Here is a 20,389-nt window from a genome sequence, read left to right on the forward strand (position 1 = left end):
TCCATGATCGAGCTGTACTACTGGCCCACGCCCAACGGCCACAAGATCACCCTGTTCCTGGAAGAAACCGGCCTCGACTACCGCATCCACCCGGTCGATATCAGCGCCGGCGACCAGTTCAAGCCCGACTTCCTCGCCTTTTCGCCGAACAACCGCATGCCGGCGATCATCGACACCGCGCCCGCCGATGGCGGCGAGCCGATCACGGTGTTCGAATCCGGCGCCATTCTCGTCTACCTCGCCGAGAAGACCGGGCAGTTCCTGCCGGCCGACGTACGCGGGCGCAAGACGGTGCTGGAATGGCTGTTCTGGCAGGTCGGCGGCCTCGGCCCGATGGCCGGGCAGAACCACCATTTCGTGCAGTACGCGCCGGAGAAGCTGCCCTACGCCATGCAGCGCTACATCAACGAGACCAACCGCCTCTACGGCGTGCTGGACCGGCGCCTGAAGAAGGTGCCCTTCCTCGGCGGCGAGCACTACAGCATCGCCGACATGGCCAGCTACCCGTGGGTGGTGCCGTGGCAGCGCCAGCAGCAGAACCTCGACGACTTCCCGCACCTCAAGCGCTGGTTCGAAAGCATCGCCGCGCGCCCGGCCACCGTGCGCGCCTACGAGCAGGGCAAACCCTTCCAGTCGCGCCCCTCGGTGACCGAGGAAGGCAAGAAGATCCTGTTCGGGCAGACGGCGGCGAGCCTGGGCAAGGACGACTGAGCCTGCGCCGGGATGGCACTGACGTGGACGCGCAGCTTTTGTAGGAGCGAGCTTGCTCGCGAACCGCCCAACCTCGAACTCACTGGCGGCAATGTTTGTCCCGGCTTCGCCGGGATTTCGCGGATAAGATCCGCTCCTACACAAAAGACTCGTGCGAAATTCCACCTTGTAGGAGCGCGCCATGCGCGCGAATCCCGGGCATGGCCCGCTCCTACACGGTGGTGATCAGGTCGGCGCCGCGTCCTTCTTCTCCTGCAGCAGTTTGCGCGTACTGCGCCGCAGGTTCTCGGCCAGGCTGCCCTGCCCGCTGATGCAATCCTCGATCCGCCAGCCCTGAGCGGTGCGATGCAGAAGCAGGTCGAGCTTGCGGCCCTCGCCGGTCGATGCGTCCTTGAGCGCCAGGCTGGCCTTCAGCCGATCCCCCTCCAGAGCGGTGAGGGCCAGCGACTGTATCCGGATGTCGCCCCAGTCCTGGCAATCGCACAAGGGGTCGCCATCGAGGAAGCCGACCTCGCCATCGGCGGCGTCCTGATCCGCCTCCATCAGGGCGATCAGGGAGGCGTCATAGACATCCGACTCCTGCAGCTTGTCGCTCGGTACACCAGGCCCATCGTTGGCGTAACTGGCATAGACCCGGCGCAGAAACTGCTCGGCACTGGCGCTGTCGACCGCGGAAGGCGCGGTAGCGGCCATCGACGCATCGGTCATCGTCAGCAGGATCAGCAAGAGCGCAAACGTATGTCGCAGCAGGGCCATGGGGTTCTCCGTGGATCGGCAATTCGTGATGCGGGTGAACCGAGGACATTCCACTGTAGGAGCGCGCCATGCGCGCGATCGCGGGCGTGGCCCGCTCCTACGACCCTGGACGATATCCCTGCGCCAGCAGCCAGCCCTGGAACGCCCGGCGGCGTTCCGGCGGCAGGTCCGCCAGCACCTTCGCTTCGGGCTCCGCACGCAGGCGGCGCAACCAGGGCGCCAGCTCCAGCCCATCGAGGTGCCAGATGCCCAGCGGCTGGTCGGCGCTGACCACCACTTCGGCCTCATCGACGAACTCCCCGCGCAGCACCGGCGCACGCTCGATGCGCAGGCTGGCGAAATCGCTCGGCAGATGGCTCGGCTGCTCATCCGGCCAGGCCCGGCGGGCTCGCCAGAAGGGCTGGTCGATCCACTGTTCTTCACTGGCGTAGAAGTCGCGTCCGACACGGGCGAAGCGCAGGAACAGCTGCTCGACCCGCTGCTGATGGAAACGCCGGGCCAAGGCCGCGCGCTCCGGCGCACGCAGCAGGGTGTTGATCACCACCGGCGCCTGCAACGCAGAGGACAGCGACTGGAAGATGCCATTGCCGGACAGCGGGTCCACCGCCATCGCCGCATCGCCCACGCGAATCCAGTTGTCGCCGCAGGCTTCCAGGCAGAGGATCGCCGTGCTGCTGCGGGCGTGCAGGTCCAGCTCGCGCTCCTCGGCGCCAGCGAAGAACTCGCGCACCAGGGCCGAAGCAGCGCGGCGCTCACGGCAGTAATCGAGCAGTTGATCGCGCGGCGGCAACTGGCTGCTGGCGACATCCAGGGTCAGCTGCCAATAGCAGCGCCCATCGGCCAGCCGCGCCATCCAGGCCCAGCCATCGGGCAGGCTTTCCACCGCGCTGGCCAGCGGACAGGGCTCGCCCTGCCAGCGGTTGAGCAGGCTCAGGGTTTCCGGGCCGCGTCGCGCCTTCATCCCCTTCTGGTTCAACGGCGCCTGACGGCCACGGGCTTCCACGAGGAAAGCACCCTGCACCTCTCGGCCGCCTTCGAGCCTCACGCGCCAACCGGTGCCGTCCGCGTCGACGGCCAGCACCTGGGCTTCGATCAGTTCCACACCGGCCGATTTCAGGTCCTCACGCAGCCCCGCATCGAAGCGCGGGCGGTCGAGGATGCATTCAATGTTCCGGGCGCTTTCCACGCCGTTCCAGTGCACGCGACGTTGCGACGGCGGTGCGGCGCAGCTCAGGGCATGGTTCAGGCCGGCACCGCGCAGGCCCTCCAGCACACGCTGGGAGACTCCTTCCACGGCGGCGAAGCGGCGCCATTCGCTGATGACGATGACGGCGTGGCCCAGGCGCCGCAGGCCAAGGGCGACCGCCGCTCCGGCAGGGCCGGCGCCAAGGATCAGGATGGCGGCGTCGATCATGCCTGGACGGCCCTCATATATCCATCTTCCGCTCGACGCCGTGATAAGGCGCCCGCTCACGCATCAGCTCGATCAGCTCCAGGTTCGACAATTCCGGGCTCTCGGCCAGCATCGATGCCAGGTGCCCACAGAACGCCGCACACCCCAGGCTCGCACCCGAGCGCCCGGCCAGCGACACCGCCGCGCCGAAATCCGCCTGCGAGCTGTCGAGCCAGGACCACTCCCCGTCACGGCAACGCGCGTCCCCCGTCACCCGGATCACCCCCGGATAGCTGGCGGGAAACACCGGATCGCCCTGGGCCGGGCTCGACGCGCAGATCAGCACGCCCGCCGCCACCAGATCAGCCACGGCATCGTGCAGGATCGGCCGGTCCTGACGCACCCCCAGGCTCAGGTTGATCAAGCGCACGCCCTGCCCGGCCAGCCAGTTCAGCGCCGCTGCGATCTGCAACGGACTGGTCACGCCGCGTTCGTCGAACACCTGGGCCACGCACAAGCGCGCCTCCGGCGCGCGGGAAAGGATCGCTTCGCACACCGCGCTGCCATGCCCCAGCAGATCAGTCGTCAGTGGCAGCCGGTCCAATCCGTCATGGGTAAGACAGAAGCGTTGCCCGCCGCGCACGAAGCGCGCCTGCTTTTCGGAATGGCCACTGTCGATCACGCCGATGCGCAGTTCAGGCTTCATGTCGCTGTACCGGTTGAGCCTCGCGCACCCGCATCTGCCCATCCTGCAATTCCAGATGCAGATCGGCAGCGGCCAGGGTGGAGGCGCGGTGGCTGATCAGCAGCCGCGTGCGGCCGGCGAACAGTTGGTCGATGGCGGCGATCACCTCGCGCTCGGTGCTTTCGTCGACCTGCGAGGTGGCTTCGTCGAGCACCAGGATCAGCGGGTCCTGCAGCAGCGCGCGGGCGATGGCGATGCGTTGTTTCTGCCCGCCGGACAGCTGCTGGCCACGCTCGCCCAATGGGCTGTCGAAGCCCTCCGGCAAGCTGGCGACCAGGCCGTCGAGCTGCGCGGCGCGGGCGGCTTTCTCGATGGCTTCGCGCGTCGACTCGGGCGCGCTGTAAGCGAGGTTGTCGGCGAGGCTGCCACGGAACAGCACGATGTCCTGGCTGACCACCGCCACACGCCGACGCAGGGCGTGCAGGTCCAGTTCGCGCAGGTCCACGCCATCGAGCAGGATGCGGCCCTGGTCGGGGTCGTAGAAGCGTTGCAGCAGGTCGATCAGGGTAGTCTTGCCGACGCCGGACGGGCCGCTCAGCGCGACCTTGAGGCCGGCGGGAATCACCGCCTGCACATTCTGCAGGACCGGTTGCGCGCGGCCCGGCCAGGCGTAGTGCAGATTCTCCAGGCGCAGCTCGCCGTCGTGCGGCATCGGTCGTGGCGAAGCCGGGGAAACGATGGTGGCTTCCTCGCCGCGCAATTCCATGACCCGACCAAGGCTGACGGTCATGCGCTGTAGCGCGACATAGAGGCCAAGCAGGCTCTGCACCGGCCCGATGGCCATGCCGAGGTAGGTGGAAAAGGCGATCAGCGAACCCAGCTGCCAGGTGCCCTGCACCACCCAGTAGCCGCCGACCAGGAAGGCGCAGGCGCGGGACAGCGACATCAGCGTGCCGGGCACGGCCTGGGTGAAGAACTCGGTGAGTTGCAGGCGCAGCAGCTGGCCGAGGTAGCCCTGCCCCAGCCCTTCCAGGCGCCCGGATTCGCGGGATTGCTGGCCGGCGGACTGGATGAACTTCATCGCCGGCAACGTCTCGACGAAGAACGACGAAAGGTCTGCCGAGCGCTCGCGCAGGCCGCGCGCCTCGCGCTCCACCTTGCGCCGCATCCAGCGCAGCCAGAGCACGTCCAGCGGGATCAGCAGCGCCACCAGCAGCGAGAGCTTCCAGGACAGGGTGAGCAGCAGCACCAGCGCGCCGACCAGGCCGATCGCGCTGGAGACGGCGGAGAACAGCGAGTCCACGGCGAAGCGCTGGATCTCGGCAACGTCGCCGTCGAGCCGGGACATCAGGTCGCCGATGCGACGGCGACCGAAGAAGCTCGGCGAGAGGGTCTGCAGGTGGCGATACAGCGCGTCACGCAGGGCGAACAGGATGCGCCCGGACAGGCGTGTGTGCAGGTAGCGGTTCAGGCCGGACAACGCCGTGCCGACCAGCCCGACGACGATCATCGCCCCGGCCACCATCACCAGTACCGGGAAGTCCTTCGCCAGCAGGCCGTCGTCGATCAGCGTCTTGGTCAGCCAGGGTTGCGCCAGCACCAGCAAGGACGCGCAGAACGACAGCCCGAGCAAGCCGGCAATCGCCAGCCGGTGCGGGCGCACGAAGCCGTACAGCCAGTGCAGCGAGGCCTTGAGCGCCTGCGGATCGTCGCTCTCGATCAGGCGGGTGAAGAACATCATCCCACCTTGAGTTGCTTGAGCTTGCGGTACAGCGTGGCGCGGCTGATACCCAGCGCGTCGGCGGCGGCGGAGACGTTGCCCTGGTGGCGTTCCAGCGCCTGGCGGATCAGCTCCAGTTCGTTCTCGCGAATGCTGCCGCTCTGCGGGCGCTCGCCGGCGCTGAGTTCATCCAGGGTGCTGTCCGGCAGATGGTCCAGCCCGAGCACATCCTCGCCCTCCTCGCGCATGGCCAGCGCAGTGCGCAGGACCATCTCCAGCTGGCGGATGTTGCCCGGCCAGTGGTACTCGCGCAGCAGGCCGAGCAGCTCGGCGGAGAGCTTCACCTTGGGCGCGCCCATGCGCGCCAGCAGGCTGGCGGCCAGCTCGGCGAGGTCGTCACGCTCGCGCAGCGCCGGCAGCTTCACGCTGATGCCGTTGACGCGGTAGTAGAGGTCTTCGCGGAACTGCTTCTCTTCCACCAGGCGCTTGAGGTCGCGGTGGGTGGCGCAGATCAGCGCGACGTCGATGTCCTGCTCCTCGCCGGCGCCCAGCGGCGCCACCTTGCGCTCCTGCAGCACGCGCAGCAGGCGCGCCTGCAGGGCCAGGGGCATGTCGCCGATTTCGTCGAGGAACAGTGTGCCGCCATGGGCCTGTTGCAGCCGGCCGACCATGCCGCCGCGCCGCGAGCCGGTAAAGGCGCCGTCGCGGTAACCAAAGAGCTCGGATTCGATCAGCCCCTCGGGGATCGCCGCGCAGTTCACCGCGACGAAGGGCTTGTCGCTGCGCGCGCTGGCCTGGTGCAGGGCGCGGGCGACCACTTCCTTGCCGCTGCCGGTTTCGCCCAGCAGCAGAACCGGGAGTTCGTTGACCAGCCCCTGGCGCGCCATGCGCAGGGCACGGGCGTAGCGCGGGTGGCTACCGGCCAGGGCTTCGAGGTCGGGGCCGGCGGCCTGGCGCGGCGCGCGGTTGCTGACCGGCACCCCATGGCTGCGCAGCGGCGCCTGCAGCGTCTTGTAGAACAGCTCGCCCTTGGGCGTCTGCAGGCTGCCGACGCCGCCCTGGTAGAGCCGGCCGAGCAGCTGGTCGCCGCGCAGGCCGAGGAAGTCTTCGCTGCGCCGGCCCACCAGGCTTTCGCGGGTGGCGCCGAGCAACTGGCAGGCCTGGCCGCTGACGGCCAGCACCTTGCCGTCCAGCCCCAGCGCCAGCAGGCCCTGCCAGGCGGAGTCCAGGTACTGGCGGCGGTAATGGAAGGCGATCACCACCTGCCCCGGATGGCTGACGGCGAACAGCCGCGCCTCGATCTGGAACACCGCGAGGCTGAGCAGCGAGAGACTTTCCCGCGGGCCGGAGAGCGGGCCTTCGCGGGTCATGTCGAGCACGCCGAGGAAATTGCCCTGCGGCCCCTCGATGGGCACCGAGGTGCAGGAGAAACGGCTCAGGCGGTCGAGGAAGTGTTCGCCGCAGTCGATCTGCGTGGCGCGCTTTTCCACCAGCGCGGTGCCCAGGGCGTTGGTGCCACGGGCGGCTTCGCTCCAGCAGGCACCCTGGACGATATCGGCCAGGCCCCTGCTCTGCATGTGGTCGCGGGCGCCTTCGACGGACAGGATGGTGGCGTCGGCGTTGGCCAGAATGATCACGCCGTCGTGGCCCTGGCGCTGCTGCAGGTAGTCGAGTTCGGGAGTCGCCGCGTCGAGCAGCAGGCGGTTGCCGGCCAGCAGGACGTCCGGCTTGATGCGGGTATCGAGGCCCTGCTCGGTGCCGCTGGCGCAGTCCAGACCGTGGTCGAGGCTGCGCCGCCAGGAAGCGTCGATTTCCTCGCGCAGCACGCCGCTGGGGACTTCGCCCTCCTGTTGCAGGCGTTCCCGGGCCAGGTGGGCTTCGCGCAGCAGGTCGCTGCTTATTGTTCTTGTGGTCATGCATCGCTCCGGTAGGTTCCGTCGCCAAGCTCAATTACGGAACTAGCAGGCTGGTCAGGGCTGTGTACACCCCCCGGCAGCGTCAGTAAAGGGGAAGACCCTGCCAGGAAGAATAGTCTTCACTACCGGGGACAATTCCTGCGCCTACCCTTCTTCCTACGCCGCCTTCGAGTGTGTTGACAGTGACTCAAGGCAGGTTTACGTTAACGTAAAGGTAAACATCCAAGCAAGAGCATTCCCATGTCCACGACCTACACCATCTCCGAGCTGGCCCGCGAACTGGACGTCACCACCCGCGCCATCCGCTTCTATGAGGAGCAAGGCATGCTCAGCCCCGAGCGCCGAGGCCAGGAGCGCGTCTACAGCCCGAAGGATCTGGTCGCCCTGAAGCTGATCCTGCGCGGCAAGCGCATCGGCTTCTCGCTGGCCGAGTGCAAGGAGCTGATCGACCTCTACGACCCCAGCAGCGGCAACCAGAAGCAGCTGCAGACCTTCCTCGGCAAGATCACCGCCCGCCGTGCGCAGCTGGAACAGCAGCTGCTGGACATCGAGCAGATGAAACTGGAACTGGACACGGCCGAGGAGCGCTGCCTGGCGGCCATGGCCGAGACCGACAAACCCCGGAAGCAGCCGGCCACGAACTAAGACAAGCCCGGACCTTGCGAGCTAGAGGCAGGCAAGGCGAACGACCAACGGGAGTAACAGCCGCAGGCTGGCCCGAAGGGAGAGCGCCAGCGAATCAAGACGCCGAGAACGCGGAGTTAACACTTGTTAATGAGCAGTTCGAGGCGGCTTTCAACGCAGCCTGACCGACGCGCAGCAGGTCCGCTCCCTCACTCCGACTACAAGTACAATAGGTGACCCCATGAGCTACCCCTCCCTCAACTTCGGCCTCGGCGAAACCATCGACATGCTGCGCGAGCAGGTGCAAGGCTTCGTCACCAGCGAACTTGCCCCGCGCGCCGCGCAGATCGACGCCGACAACCTGTTCCCCATGGACATGTGGAAGAAGTTCGGCGATATGGGCCTGCTCGGCATCACCGTCGCGGAGGAATACGGCGGCGCCAACATGGGTTACCTGGCCCACGTCATCGCCATCGAGGAAATCAGCCGTGGCTCGGCTTCGGTCGGCCTGTCCTATGGCGCGCACTCCAACCTGTGCGTCAACCAGATCAAGCGCAACGGCAATGCCGAGCAGAAGGCCAAGTATCTGCCCAAGCTGATCAGCGGCGAGCATATCGGCGCCCTGGCCATGAGCGAGCCCAACGCCGGCTCCGACGTGGTGTCGATGAAGCTGCGCGCCGAGAAGCGCGGCGACCGCTTCGTGCTCAACGGCAGCAAGACCTGGATCACCAACGGACCGGACGCCAACACCTACGTGATCTACGCCAAGACCGAGCCGGAGAAAGGCGCCCACGGCATCACCGCGTTCATCGTCGAGCGCGACTGGAAGGGCTTCAGCCGTGGCAGCAAGTTCGACAAGCTGGGCATGCGCGGCTCGAACACCTGCGAGCTGTTCTTCGATGACGTGGAAGTGCCGGAAGAGAACGTGCTGGGCGCGGTCAACGGCGGCGTGAAGGTGCTGATGAGCGGCCTGGACTACGAGCGCGTGGTGCTCGCCGGCGGCCCCATCGGCATCATGCAGGCCTGCATGGACGTGATCGTCCCCTACATCCACGACCGCAAGCAGTTCGGCCAGAGCATCGGCGAGTTCCAGCTGATCCAGGGCAAGGTCGCCGACATGTACACCCAGCTCAACGCCAGCCGCGCCTACCTGTATGCCGTGGCCCAGGCCTGCGACCGCGGCGAGACCACCCGCAAGGACGCCGCCGGGGTGATTCTCTACACCGCCGAGCGCGCCACCCAGATGGCCCTGGACGCCATCCAGATCCTCGGCGGCAACGGCTACATCAACGAGTTCCCCACCGGCCGCCTGCTGCGCGACGCCAAGCTCTACGAGATCGGCGCCGGCACCAGCGAAATCCGCCGCATGCTGATCGGCCGCGAGCTGTTCAACGAGACCCGCTGAACCCACCCGCTTCCGCCTCTGTAGGAGCGAGCTTGCTCGCGAACCAGCCCCCGCAGCGGAGGTTGTTCGCGAGCAAGCTCGCTCCTACAAAAGATACTCGCTCGTGGAGACCCTATGACCATCCTCGGCACCCAACTCAACACCCGCTCCCCGGAATACGCCGCCAACGCCGCGACCATGCTGGAGAACGTCCAGGACCTGCGCGCCCTGCTCGGCCGCGTCCATGAAGGCGGCGGCGCTGCCGCCCAGGCCAAGCACACCGCGCGCGGCAAACTGCTGGTGCGCGAGCGCATCAATCGCCTGCTGGACGCCGGCTCGCCCTTCCTCGAAGTCTCAGCCCTCGCCGCCCATGAGGTGTACGGCGAAGACGTCGCCGCCGCCGGCGTGGTCGCCGGTATCGGCCGCGTGGAAGGCGTGGAATGCATGATCGTCGGCAACGACGCCACGGTGAAAGGCGGCAGCTACTACCCGCTGACCGTGAAGAAGCACCTGCGCGCCCAGACCATCGCCCAGCAGAACCGCCTGCCCTGCATCTACCTGGTGGACTCCGGCGGCGCCAACCTGCCGCGCCAGGACGAGGTGTTCCCCGACCGCGAACACTTCGGCCGCATCTTCTTCAACCAGGCCAACATGAGCGCCCAGGGCATCCCGCAGATCGCCGTGGTGATGGGATCCTGCACCGCCGGCGGCGCCTACGTGCCGGCGATGAGCGACGAGACCATCATGGTGCGCAACCAGGCCACCATCTTCCTCGCCGGCCCGCCGCTGGTGAAGGCCGCCACCGGCGAGGTGGTGAGCGCCGAGGACCTGGGCGGCGCCGACGTGCACTGCAAGACCTCCGGCGTGGCCGACCATTACGCCGAGGACGACGAACACGCGCTGGCCATCGCCCGCCGCTGCATCGCCAACCTCAACTGGACCAAGCAGGGCCAGCTCAACACCCGCGCCCCGCGCGCGCCGCTGTACGCCGCCGAGGAGCTGTACGGGGTGATCCCGGTGGACAGCAAGCAGCCCTTCGACGTGCGCGAGATCATCGCGCGCCTGGTCGACGGCAGCGAATTCGACGAGTTCAAGGCGCTGTTCGGCACCACCCTGGTGTGCGGCTTCGCCCACCTGCACGGCTACCCGGTGGCGATCCTCGCCAACAACGGCATCCTCTTCGCCGAGGCCGCGCAGAAAGGCGCGCACTTCATCGAACTGGCCTGCCAGCGCGGCATCCCGCTGGTGTTCCTGCAGAACATCACCGGCTTCATGGTCGGCCAGAAGTACGAGGCCGGCGGCATCGCCAAGCACGGCGCCAAGCTGGTCACCGCCGTGGCCTGCGCCCAGGTGCCGAAGTTCACCGTGATCATCGGCGGCAGCTTCGGCGCCGGGAACTACGGCATGTGCGGCCGCGCCTACGACCCGCGCTTCCTGTGGATGTGGCCCAACGCGCGGATCGGCGTGATGGGCGGCGAGCAGGCTGCCGGCGTGCTGGCCCAGGTCAAGCGCGAGCAGGCCGAACGCGCCGGCCACGCGCTGTCCGCCGAGGACGAGGCGAAGATCAAGGCGCCGATCCTCGAACAGTACGAGCGCCAGGGTCACCCCTACTACTCCAGCGCCCGCCTGTGGGACGACGGCGTGATCGACCCGGCGCAGACCCGCGACGTACTCGGCCTCGCCCTCTCCGCCTCGCTCAACGCGCCCATCGAAGCCACGCGCTTCGGCGTCTTCCGCATGTAAGGCCGCCGCCATGACCGACTTCCAGAACATAGAACTCGACATCGACCCGCGCGGCGTCGCCAGCCTCTGGCTGAACCGCCCGGACAAGAACAACGCCTTCAACGCCCGGACCATCGCCGAGCTGATCCAGGCGCTGGCCGCCGTGGCCAACGACGAGCGCGTGCGCCTCGTGGTGCTGCGCGGGCGCGGCAAGCACTTCTGCGGCGGCGCGGACCTTTCCTGGATGCAGGAATCCGTGCAGCTGGACTACCAGGGCAACCTCGACGACGCCCAGCAGCTCGCCGAACTGCTCTACAACCTGCACCAGCTGAACAAGCCGACCCTCGCCATCGTCCAGGGCGCGGCCTTCGGAGGCGGCGTGGGGCTGGTGGCCTGCTGCGACATGGCCCTGGCCGCCGAGGACGCGCAGTTCTGCCTGTCCGAAGTGCGCATCGGCCTGATCCCGGCCACCATCGGCCCGTTCGTCACCAAAGCCATCGGCCAGCGCGCCGCCACCCGCTACGCCATGACCGCCGAACGCTTCAGCGGCGTCCGCGCCCGCGAACTGGGCCTGGTGGACGAGCACTTCCCGGCCGCCGAGCTGGACGAGAAAGCCGACGCCTGGATCGCCAACCTGCTGAACAACAGTCCGGCGGCCCTGGTGGCCTGCAAGGCGCTGTTCCACGAAGTCGGCGCGGCCGAGCTCAACCCCGAACTGCGCCGCTACACCGAAGCGGCCATCGCCCGCATCCGCATCAGCCCCGAGGGGCAGGAAGGTCTGCGCGCCTTCCTGGAAAAACGCAAACCGGCCTGGCAGGAGCAAGTCTGATGAGCAAGATCGATACCCTGCTGGTGGCCAACCGCGGCGAGATCGCCTGCCGCGTGATGCGCACCGCCAAGGCCCTGGGCCTGACCACCGTGGCCGTGCACAGCGCCACCGACCGCAACGCCCGCCACGTCGAAGAGGCGGACATCGCCATCGACCTGGGCGGCGCCAAACCGGCCGAAAGCTACCTGCGCGCGGACGCCGTGCTGGCCGCCGCGAAAGCCGCCGGCGCCCAGGCCATCCACCCCGGCTATGGCTTCCTCTCGGAGAACGCCGGCTTCGCCCGCGCCTGCGAAGAGGCCGGGCTGATCTTCCTCGGCCCGCCGGCCAGCGCCATCGACGCCATGGGCAGCAAGTCCGCCGCCAAGGCGCTGATGGAAACCGCCGGCGTGCCGCTGGTGCCCGGCTACCACGGCGAGGCCCAGGACTACGCCACCTTCCAGCGCGAGGCGCAGCGCATCGGCTACCCGGTGCTGCTGAAAGCCGCCGCCGGCGGTGGCGGCAAGGGCATGAAGGTGGTGGAGCGCGAGGCCGAACTGGCCGAGGCGCTGGAATCCGCCCAGCGTGAAGCGCAGTCCGGTTTCGGCGACTCGCGCATGCTGGTGGAGAAATACCTGACCAAGCCGCGCCACGTGGAAATCCAGGTATTCGCCGATAAGCACGGCAACTGCCTGTACCTCAACGAGCGCGACTGCTCGATCCAGCGCCGCCACCAGAAGGTGGTGGAGGAAGCGCCGGCTCCGGGCCTCTCCCTCGAACTGCGCCAGGGCATGGGCGAAGCCGCCGTGCGCGCTGCCCAGGCCATCGGCTACGTCGGCGCCGGCACCGTGGAATTCCTCTACGACGAAGGCAGCGGCCAGTTCTTCTTCATGGAAATGAACACCCGCCTGCAAGTGGAGCACCCGGTCACCGAAGCCATCACCGGCCTCGACCTGGTGGCCTGGCAGATTCGCGTCGCTCGTGGCGAGCCGCTGCCGATCACCCAGGAACAGGTGCCGCTGATCGGCCACGCCATCGAAGTGCGCCTCTACGCCGAAGACCCCGAAGGCGGCTTCCTGCCCGCCAGCGGCCACCTCGCGCTGTACCGAGAACCCGCCGCCGGCCCCGGCCGCCGGGTGGACAGCGGTATCCGCGAGGGCGACGACATCTCGCCGTTCTACGACCCGATGCTGGCCAAGCTGATCGCCTGGGGCGAGAACCGCGAGGAAGCGCGCCAGCGCCTGCTGTCGATGCTCGGCGAAACCGCCGTTGGCGGCTTCAAGACCAACCTCGCGTTCCTGCGCCGCGTGCTGGCCCACCCGGCCTTCGCCGCGGGCGAACTGGATACCGGCTTCATCGGCCGCTACCAGGAAGACCTGCTGCCCGCCCCCTCCGCCCTGCCCGAGCGTTTCTGGCAGCTCGCCGCCGAGGCCTGGGTGCAGAGCGAAGCCGCCCGCGTGCGTGGCGACGACGCCCACTCGCCCTGGTCCGCCCAGAGCGGCTGGCGCAGCGGCCTGCCGGGGGAAACCGACCTGCACCTGCTGGCCAAGGGCGAATCGCAGGTGGTACGCCTGCGTCATGCCGACGGCCAGCGTATCGCCAAGCTCGACGGTCAGTGGCTGGATGTGAAGGACGGCGAAATCCGTCGTCGTCACCAGGTGATCCGCCGGGGCGACAGCCTCTACCTGGAATGGAACGGCGAGCTGGTCAGCGTGCAGCGCTTCGACCCGATTGCCGAAGCCGAAGCGGCCCACGCCCACCATGGCGGGCTGGGCGCACCGATGAACGGCAGCATCGTGCGCATCCTGGTCGAGCCCGGCCAGAGCGTCGAAGCCGGCGCCGCGCTGGTGGTGCTCGAAGCCATGAAGATGGAACACAGCATTCGCGCGCCGCACGCTGGCGTGGTGAAATCGCTGTATTGCAGCGAAGGCGAACTGGTGTCGGAAGGTACCGCACTGGTCGAATTGGAAGAAGCGCCGGCCTGACGCCGGCTCTTGTAGGGCGCATAACGCGCCAGCGTTATCCGCCGCGCAGTTACGGCGGATAAAGCGTTCCGCTTTATGCGCCCTACATGACTTCCGCCTGATACCGATGCCGCTTTTTGTAGGAGCGAGCTTGCTCGCGAACCCGCATCACTCCGGTCACTCAGGGTGCCATGCGTTCGCGAGCAAGGACTAGGCGTCCCCCTCGGTCCTACGAAGAGCCAAAGCTGCCCTTCGCACGAATCCAACGAGGACATTCCATGACCCTGCCCCAATCCGTCCGCCTGGTCGAAGTCGGCCCGCGCGACGGCCTGCAGAACGAGAAACAGCCCATCGCCGTCGCCGACAAGGTACGCCTGGTGGACGACCTGACCGCCGCCGGCCTGAGCTACATCGAAGTCGGCAGCTTCGTCTCGCCCAAATGGGTGCCGCAGATGGCCGGCTCGGCGGAAGTCTTCGCCGGCATCCAGCAGAAGGCCGGCGTCACCTACGCCGCCTTGGCGCCGAACCTGAAGGGCTTCGAAGCCGCGCTGGAGTCCCAGGTCAAGGAAGTCGCGGTGTTCGCCGCCGCCTCCGAGGCCTTCTCGCAGAAGAACATCAACTGCTCGATCAAGGAAAGCCTGGAGCGCTTCGTCCCGGTGATGGAAGCGGCCCGCCAGCACGGCGTGCGCGTGCGCGGCTACGTCTCCTGCGTGCTCGGCTGCCCCTACCAGGGCGAAGTGGACGCGGAACAGGTCGCCGCCGTTGCCGCGGAACTGCATGCCATGGGCTGCTATGAGGTCTCCCTGGGCGACACCATCGGCGTCGGCACCGCCGGCGCCACCCGCCGCATGTTCGAAGTGGTCGGCCAGCGCGTGCCACGCGCGCAACTGGCCGGGCACTTCCACGACACCTACGGCCAGGCCACGGCGAACATCTACGCCAGCCTGCTGGAAGGCATCGCCGTGTTCGACAGCTCGGTCGCCGGCCTGGGCGGCTGCCCCTACGCCAAGGGCGCCACCGGCAACGTCGCCACCGAGGACGTGCTCTACCTGCTCAACGGCCTGGGCATCCACACCGGCATTGACCTGGACCAGTTGATCGACGCCGGCCAGCGTATCTGCGCGGTGCTGGACAAACCCAACGGCTCGCGCGTGGCCAAGGCGCAGCTGTCCAAGCGCTGAGCCGGCGCACACCGTAGGAGCGGACTCTGTCCGCGATGGGTCGGCCCGGCACCGTCTGGCAGGAAGGTGCCGGCTTCAGGTCAATCGCGGACGGAGTCCGCTCCTACGAAACTCTCACCCATTCATCACTGCTGACCCTGCCGCCGCATCCCGGTACAGTGCGCCCTCTGCCCTCCTCGCGCACGGCCCGCTTATGACCGCTACCGACAGCCTCAAGGACTACCCCAGCGTTCGCCAACTGGCGATCCGCTCGCTGTTCGAGATCTTCGAGCAGTTCAGCGAAGGCACGGTGATCGTCGACCGCGAGGCGCGCATCGTCTGGATCAATCAGCGCTACGCCCAGCGCTTCGGCCTGGACAACGCCGAGCAGGCCATCGGCCGCCCGGTGGAACAGGTGATCCCCGGCAGCCTGATGCGCGAGGTGGTCAGCAGCGGCCGGCCGATGCTGCTGGACATCCTCGACATGGCCAAGGACCCGCTGGTGGTCATGCGCGTGCCGATCCGCGACGACGCAGGCGTTGTCATCGGCGGCATCGGCTTCGCCCTGTTCGACGAGCTGCGCGCCCTATCGCCACTGCTCACCCGCTACCAGCGAATGCAGGCCGAACTCGCATCGACCCGCTCGCTGCTGCAGGCGCGCCAGGCCAAGTACAGCTTCGCGCATTTCATCGGCACCAGCCCGGCCAGCCTGGAAGTGAAGCGCCGTGCCCGCCGGGGCGCCGCCAGCGAGGCGCCGATCCTGCTGCTGGGCGAGACCGGCACCGGCAAGGAGCTGCTGGCCCATGCCATTCACGCGTCATCCCCTCGCGCGGACAAGCCCTTCGTCAGCCTCAACGCCGCCGCCATCCCTGAAACCCTGCTGGAAGCCGAATTCTTCGGTACCGCGCCGGGCGCCTTCACCGGTGCCGACCGCAAGGGCCGCGCCGGCAAGCTGCAGATCGCCCAGGGCGGCACGCTGTTCCTCGACGAGATCGGCGACATGCCGCTGCCCCTGCAGAGCAAGCTGCTGCGCGTGCTGCAGGAAAAGGAATTCGAACCGGTGGGCTCCAACGAGGTGCTGCGCAGCGACATCCGCCTGATCGCCGCCACCTCCATCGACCTCGACGCTGCCGTGCGCGAAGGGCGTTTCCGCGCCGACCTGTTCTACCGCATCAACGTCCTGCCCATCGAGATCCCGCCGCTGCGCGAACGCCTGGAAGACCTGCCGGCGCTGTGCGAAGCCATCCTCGACGGCCTGCGCGACGACCGCCAGACCCTCTATGAACTGGATGCCGGTGGCCTCGCGCTGCTCGCCCGGCACGCCTGGCCAGGCAACGTGCGCGAGCTGCGCAACCTGCTGGAACGCACCGTGCTGCTGGGCGATCGCCCGCAGATCGACGCCGCCGCCCTGCGCTCGGCTCTGGGCGAACTGCAACCGCTGCCGGCAGGCCCGACAGTGCCGTCAGCCAGGCTGGCCGAAGGACAGGACTTCTACGCCGCGCGGGATGCCTTCGAGCGCGAGCTGATCGCCAACACCCTGGCCGAGCACGGCGGCAATGTCGACGCGGCCGCGCAGCGCCTTGGCCTGGGGCGCTCGACGCTCTACAAGAAGATGGCGGCCCTGGGCCTGCAAGCCTGACCTGAAGTCTCAAAAAAGAGACATATCTCAAAATAGAGACAAAGCCCTATCCCGCTGGATTTCGCACCTTCTGGCAAAGCCTCCTGACATCCGTCTCCATTCAGAGACAAATGTCATGCCTCGGCAACCGCCAATCTCAAAATAAGACTTATAAATCAAATAGTTACAATCCTGGCACGGTACTCGCTATGTCGCCTTTCGCGGCCACCCGCCGCACAGCCGACATAACAACAATCAACGCTGCCCAAACGCGAACACACCCCAGCGGACATCACGGCCAGTCCCGCTTCGCACACGGCGCCGCGTCAGGAGATCACCGATGAGCCGTTCCACGCTCAATCATGCCGCCGTTCTGACCGCCCTCGGTTCCGCCCTCGCCCTTTCGCCCCAGGCCTTCGCCGAATTTCTCGCCGACAGCAAGGCCAGCGTCGAACTGCGCAACTTCTATTTCAATCGCGATTTCCGCCAGGACAACGCCGCGCAGTCCAAGCAGGACGAATGGGCCCAGGGCTTCCTGCTGCGCTACGAATCCGGTTACACCGAAGGCACCATCGGCGTGGGTGTCGATGCCCTCGGCCTGCTCGGCGTGAAGCTCGATTCGAGCCCCGACCGCGCCGGCTCCGGCCTGCTCCCGCGCGACAGGCAGAAGGTCAACGGCGCGCCCGACGACTACAGCGAACTGGGCCTGACCGCCAAGCTGCGCGCCTCCAAGAGCGTACTGAAGATCGGCACCCTGCTGCCCAAGCTGCCCACCGTGCTGGCCAACGATTCACGCCTGCTGCCGCAGACCTTCGAAGGCGCGCACCTGAATTCCGCCGAGTTCGCCGGCCTGACCTTCGACGGCGGCCGCCTGCGCCAGGTGAGCCAGCGCGACTCGTCCAACCGCGAAGACATGACCGTCACCACCGGCAACGCGCGCGGCATCGTCGCCACCGATACCAGCGACCAGTTCGACTTCGCCGGCCTGAGCTACAAGTGGACGCCGCAACTGACCACCGGCTACAACTACGCCAAGCTCGACGGGCTCTACGATCAGCACATCATCAACCTGGTGCACGTGCTGCCCGTCGCCGCCGGCCAGTCGCTGAAGACCGACCTGCGCTACGCCCGCTCCGACGACGACGGCCACAGCAACGTCGACAACCGCGCCTTCGGCGCCATGCTCACCTACACCCTGGGCGGCCACGGCTTCGGCGCCGGCTACCAGTCCATGAGCGGCGACACCGGTTTCGCCTATATCGGCGGCACCGACGCCTTCCTGGTCAACTTCGTGCAGATCGGCGACTTCGCCAACCGCGACGAGAAGTCCTGGCAAGCCCGCTACGACTATGACTTCGCCGCCCTCGGCGTGCCCGGCCTGACCTTCATGACGCGCTACCTGTCCGGCGACAGCATCGACCTGGGTGCGAACCGCCCCGAAGGCGAGGAATGGGAGCGCGATACCGACATCGGCTACGTGGTGCAGAGCGGCCCGCTGAAGAACGTCGGGGTGAAATGGCGCAATGCAACCGTACGGACCAGCCACTTCGGCAACGACCTGGACGAGAACCGCCTGATCGTCAGCTACGTGCTGCCGCTCTGGTAACCGCCTGATCGTCACGCGTTCCCATTACAACAAGAACGACGCGCGGCCCTGGCCGCGCTGAACCTGGAGATACTTCGATGAGCGTGGTCATCGCCCTCGCGGCCCTCGCCCTGCTGATGCTCGCCGCCTACCGCGGCTACAGTGTGATCCTCTTCGCCCCCATCGCCGCGCTGCTCGCGGTGCTGCTGACCGATCCCTCCGCCGTCGCCCCGGCCTTCACCGGGGTGTTCATGGAGAAGATGGTCGGCTTCGTCAAACTCTACTTCCCGGTGTTCCTGCTCGGCGCGGTGTTCGGCAAGCTGATCGAGCTGTCGGGCTTCTCGCGCTCCATCGTCGCCGCCGCCATCCGCCTGCTCGGCACCAGCCAGGCGATGCTGGTGATCGTGCTGGTCTGCGCCCTGCTCACCTACGGCGGCGTCTCGCTGTTCGTGGTGGTGTTCGCGGTCTACCCCTTCGCCGCCGAGATGTTCCGCCAGAGCGACATTCCCAAGCGGCTGATCCCGGCGACCATCGCCCTGGGCGCGTTCAGCTTCACCATGGACGCCCTGCCCGGCACCCCGCAGATCCAGAACATCATCCCCACCGCCTTCTTCAATACCACCGGCTGGGCCGCGCCTTGGCTGGGGCTGATCGGCAGCCTGTTCGTGTTCACCGTGGGCATGCTGTTCCTCCGCCGCCAGGCCGGCAAGGCGCGCGCCGTCGGCGAGGGCTATGGCACCGAGCTGCGCAACGAGCCGGAAACCGCCGACGACATCAAGCTGCCCCACCCGCTGCTGGCGCTCTCGCCGCTGGTGCTGGTGGGCATCGCCAACCTGCTGTTCACCCACTGGATTCCGCAGGTCTACGGCAAGACCCACAGCCTGCAACTGGCCGGCATGGCCGCGCCGGTGGCCAGCGACGTGGCCAAGCTGACCGGCATCTGGGCAGTGCAGGCGGCGCTGCTGCTGGGCATCCTGCTGGTGCTGGTGACGAGCTTTGCGGTGATCCGCAGCAGGATCGCCGAAGGCAGCAAGACCGCCGTGTCCGGCGCGCTGCTGGCGGCCATGAATACCGCCTCGGAATACGGCTTCGGCGCGGTGATCGCCTCCCTGCCGGGCTTCCTGGTGCTGGCCGACGCGCTGAAGAAGATTCCCGATCCGCTGGTCAACGAGGCCATCACCGTCACCAGCCTGGCCGGCATCACCGGGTCGGCGTCGGGCGGCATGAGCATCGCCCTGGCGGCCATGTCCGAGCAGTTCATCGCCGCCGCCCACGCCGCCAACATCCCGCTGGAAGTGCTGCACCGGGTCGCGGCCATGGCCTCCGGCGGCATGGACACCCTGCCGCACAACGGCGCGGTCATCACCCTGCTCGCGGTCACCGGCCTGACCCACCGCGAAGCCTACAAGGACATCTTCGCCATCACCCTGATCAAGACCCTCGCGGTGTTCGTGGTGATCGGCACTTTCTATGCCACCGGGATTGTATAAGCCGGTTGTCTTCAAGCGGTCGCCGCGCGGCGACCGCCCCGTTCCAGAGGAGATTTGCATGACTCTCAAAGGCAGGACCGCACTGGTCACCGGCTCCACCAGCGGCATCGGCCTGGGCATCGCCGCGCGCCTCGCGCAGGCGGGCGCCAACGTGGTGGTCAACGGCTTCGGCGATATCGATGCTGCGGTGCGCGAGCTGTCGGTGCACGGCACGCGCATCGGCCACCATGGGGCCGATATGGCACAACCCGAGCAGATCGCCGAGATGATCGCCTACGTCGAGCGCGAGTTCGGCGGCCTCGACATCCTGGTCAACAACGCCGGCATCCAGCACGTCGCGGCTCTGGAAGAGTTCCCCGTGGAGCGCTGGAACGCGATCATCGCCATCAACCTCTCCTCGGTGTTCCACACCACCCGCCTGGCGCTGCCGGGCATGCGCCAGCGCGGCTGGGGGCGCATCCTCAACATCGCGTCCACCCACGGCCTGGTCGCCTCCGCCGGCAAGAGCGCCTACGTGGCGGCCAAGCACGGGGTGATCGGCCTGACCAAGACCACCGCCCTGGAAACCGCCACCAGCGCCATCACCTGCAACGCCATCTGCCCCGGCTGGGTGCTGACGCCGCTCGTCCAGCAGCAGATCGATGCGCGCATCGCGGCCGGAGCCAGCCCCGAGCAGGCGCGCCACGACCTGCTGGCGGAAAAACAGCCGTCGCTGGAATTCGTCACCGCCGACCAGCTCGGCGAGCTGGCGCTATTCTTGTGCAGTGAGGCTGCCGCTCAGGTCCGTGGCGCCGCCTGGAACATGGATGGCGGCTGGGTCGCCCAATGACCGCGAAGGCCTCCGGTCAAGTTGCCT

General features: G+C 67.6%; 16 protein-coding genes. 11 read left to right on the forward strand and 5 right to left on the reverse strand.

The window, feature by feature from the left end:
- The first annotated feature begins 3 nt into the window (after positions 1-3).
- Positions 4-711, forward strand: coding sequence for a glutathione binding-like protein (locus tag J5M67_RS12060; protein ID WP_207885551.1), 708 nt, complete (start codon positions 4-6; stop codon positions 709-711).
- Between the two features lie 225 nt (positions 712-936).
- Here the strand turns inward: J5M67_RS12060 and J5M67_RS12065 are convergent, their stop codons facing one another.
- The 5 genes from J5M67_RS12065 to J5M67_RS12085 all read right to left on the reverse strand — a co-directional run bounded on the left by J5M67_RS12065 (position 937) and on the right by J5M67_RS12085 (position 7,181).
- Positions 937-1,467 (reverse strand): DUF3828 domain-containing protein, encoded by a 531-nt coding sequence (locus J5M67_RS12065; RefSeq protein ID WP_207885552.1) that lies wholly within the window; start codon positions 1,465-1,467, stop codon positions 937-939.
- Positions 1,468-1,564: 97 nt separating this feature from the next.
- Positions 1,565-2,881: an NAD(P)/FAD-dependent oxidoreductase gene (locus J5M67_RS12070; RefSeq protein ID WP_207885553.1), complete on the reverse strand. Its 1,317-nt coding sequence runs from the start codon at positions 2,879-2,881 to the stop codon at positions 1,565-1,567.
- Between the two features lie 13 nt (positions 2,882-2,894).
- Entirely contained in the window at positions 2,895-3,566 is a 672-nt protein-coding gene (locus J5M67_RS12075; RefSeq protein ID WP_207885554.1) for a S8 family serine peptidase, read from the reverse strand.
- Complete coding sequence (locus J5M67_RS12080; protein WP_207885555.1) at positions 3,556-5,283, reverse strand: ABC transporter ATP-binding protein; 1,728 nt, start codon at positions 5,281-5,283, stop codon at positions 3,556-3,558. Before J5M67_RS12080 ends, J5M67_RS12075 begins: the two co-directional genes overlap by 11 nt.
- Positions 5,283-7,181 (reverse strand): sigma-54-dependent Fis family transcriptional regulator, encoded by a 1,899-nt coding sequence (locus J5M67_RS12085; RefSeq protein WP_207885556.1) that lies wholly within the window; start codon positions 7,179-7,181, stop codon positions 5,283-5,285. Before J5M67_RS12085 ends, J5M67_RS12080 begins: the two co-directional genes overlap by 1 nt.
- Before the next feature lie 240 nt (positions 7,182-7,421).
- Here J5M67_RS12085 and J5M67_RS12090 point away from each other — a divergent pair, with 240 nt between their 5' ends.
- From J5M67_RS12090 to J5M67_RS12135, 10 genes are all read left to right on the forward strand, one after another.
- Positions 7,422-7,826, forward strand: coding sequence for a MerR family DNA-binding transcriptional regulator (locus J5M67_RS12090; RefSeq protein WP_207885557.1), 405 nt, complete (start codon positions 7,422-7,424; stop codon positions 7,824-7,826).
- A gap of 220 nt (positions 7,827-8,046) precedes the next feature.
- The gene (locus tag J5M67_RS12095) at positions 8,047-9,210 is read left to right on the forward strand and encodes an isovaleryl-CoA dehydrogenase (protein WP_207885558.1); all 1,164 of its coding nucleotides are present in this window, start codon (positions 8,047-8,049) and stop codon (positions 9,208-9,210) included.
- Between the two features lie 114 nt (positions 9,211-9,324).
- Positions 9,325-10,932 (forward strand): carboxyl transferase domain-containing protein, encoded by a 1,608-nt coding sequence (locus tag J5M67_RS12100; protein WP_207885559.1) that lies wholly within the window; start codon positions 9,325-9,327, stop codon positions 10,930-10,932.
- 10 nt (positions 10,933-10,942) lie between these two features.
- Positions 10,943-11,740, forward strand: coding sequence for a gamma-carboxygeranoyl-CoA hydratase (locus J5M67_RS12105; protein ID WP_207885560.1), 798 nt, complete (start codon positions 10,943-10,945; stop codon positions 11,738-11,740).
- Positions 11,740-13,701 (forward strand): acetyl/propionyl/methylcrotonyl-CoA carboxylase subunit alpha, encoded by a 1,962-nt coding sequence (locus J5M67_RS12110; protein WP_207885561.1) that lies wholly within the window; start codon positions 11,740-11,742, stop codon positions 13,699-13,701. The genes J5M67_RS12105 and J5M67_RS12110 overlap by 1 nt, the downstream gene beginning before the upstream one ends.
- A gap of 257 nt (positions 13,702-13,958) precedes the next feature.
- Positions 13,959-14,861 (forward strand): hydroxymethylglutaryl-CoA lyase, encoded by a 903-nt coding sequence (locus J5M67_RS12115; RefSeq protein WP_207885562.1) that lies wholly within the window; start codon positions 13,959-13,961, stop codon positions 14,859-14,861.
- A 193-nt stretch (positions 14,862-15,054) separates the two neighbouring features.
- Positions 15,055-16,479: a sigma-54-dependent Fis family transcriptional regulator gene (locus J5M67_RS12120; protein ID WP_207885563.1), complete on the forward strand. Its 1,425-nt coding sequence runs from the start codon at positions 15,055-15,057 to the stop codon at positions 16,477-16,479.
- A 319-nt stretch (positions 16,480-16,798) separates the two neighbouring features.
- Positions 16,799-18,064 carry an OprD family porin gene (locus J5M67_RS12125; RefSeq protein WP_207885564.1) on the forward strand — a complete coding sequence of 422 codons (1,266 nt, stop codon included), beginning with the start codon at positions 16,799-16,801 and terminating at the stop codon, positions 18,062-18,064.
- 77 nt (positions 18,065-18,141) lie between these two features.
- Positions 18,142-19,533, forward strand: coding sequence for a GntP family permease (locus tag J5M67_RS12130; protein ID WP_207885565.1), 1,392 nt, complete (start codon positions 18,142-18,144; stop codon positions 19,531-19,533).
- A 58-nt stretch (positions 19,534-19,591) separates the two neighbouring features.
- Positions 19,592-20,362, forward strand: a complete 771-nt coding sequence (locus tag J5M67_RS12135) for a 3-hydroxybutyrate dehydrogenase (protein ID WP_207885566.1) — start codon at positions 19,592-19,594, stop codon at positions 20,360-20,362.
- Positions 20,363-20,389 lie beyond the last annotated feature (27 nt).

Origin of the sequence: Pseudomonas sp. 30_B (assembly GCF_017491605.1) — a bacterium.
In the GTDB taxonomy this organism is placed as follows: Bacteria; Pseudomonadota; Gammaproteobacteria; order Pseudomonadales; family Pseudomonadaceae; genus Pseudomonas.

Coding starts and splice junctions, on each gene's coding strand:
- J5M67_RS12100 (WP_207885559.1), top strand. CDS start 9,325: ATGACCATCCTCGGCACCCAACTCAACACCCGCTCCCCGGAATACGCC.
- J5M67_RS12120 (WP_207885563.1), top strand. CDS start 15,055: ATGACCGCTACCGACAGCCTCAAGGACTACCCCAGCGTTCGCCAACTG.
- J5M67_RS12090 (WP_207885557.1), top strand. CDS start 7,422: ATGTCCACGACCTACACCATCTCCGAGCTGGCCCGCGAACTGGACGTC.
- J5M67_RS12085 (WP_207885556.1), bottom strand. CDS start 7,181: ATGACCACAAGAACAATAAGCAGCGACCTGCTGCGCGAAGCCCACCTG.
- J5M67_RS12075 (WP_207885554.1), bottom strand. CDS start 3,566: ATGAAGCCTGAACTGCGCATCGGCGTGATCGACAGTGGCCATTCCGAA.
- J5M67_RS12095 (WP_207885558.1), top strand. CDS start 8,047: ATGAGCTACCCCTCCCTCAACTTCGGCCTCGGCGAAACCATCGACATG.
- J5M67_RS12060 (WP_207885551.1), top strand. CDS start 4: ATGATCGAGCTGTACTACTGGCCCACGCCCAACGGCCACAAGATCACC.
- J5M67_RS12110 (WP_207885561.1), top strand. CDS start 11,740: ATGAGCAAGATCGATACCCTGCTGGTGGCCAACCGCGGCGAGATCGCC.
- J5M67_RS12115 (WP_207885562.1), top strand. CDS start 13,959: ATGACCCTGCCCCAATCCGTCCGCCTGGTCGAAGTCGGCCCGCGCGAC.
- J5M67_RS12125 (WP_207885564.1), top strand. CDS start 16,799: ATGAGCCGTTCCACGCTCAATCATGCCGCCGTTCTGACCGCCCTCGGT.
- J5M67_RS12065 (WP_207885552.1), bottom strand. CDS start 1,467: ATGGCCCTGCTGCGACATACGTTTGCGCTCTTGCTGATCCTGCTGACG.
- J5M67_RS12135 (WP_207885566.1), top strand. CDS start 19,592: ATGACTCTCAAAGGCAGGACCGCACTGGTCACCGGCTCCACCAGCGGC.
- J5M67_RS12080 (WP_207885555.1), bottom strand. CDS start 5,283: ATGTTCTTCACCCGCCTGATCGAGAGCGACGATCCGCAGGCGCTCAAG.
- J5M67_RS12070 (WP_207885553.1), bottom strand. CDS start 2,881: ATGATCGACGCCGCCATCCTGATCCTTGGCGCCGGCCCTGCCGGAGCG.
- J5M67_RS12105 (WP_207885560.1), top strand. CDS start 10,943: ATGACCGACTTCCAGAACATAGAACTCGACATCGACCCGCGCGGCGTC.
- J5M67_RS12130 (WP_207885565.1), top strand. CDS start 18,142: ATGAGCGTGGTCATCGCCCTCGCGGCCCTCGCCCTGCTGATGCTCGCC.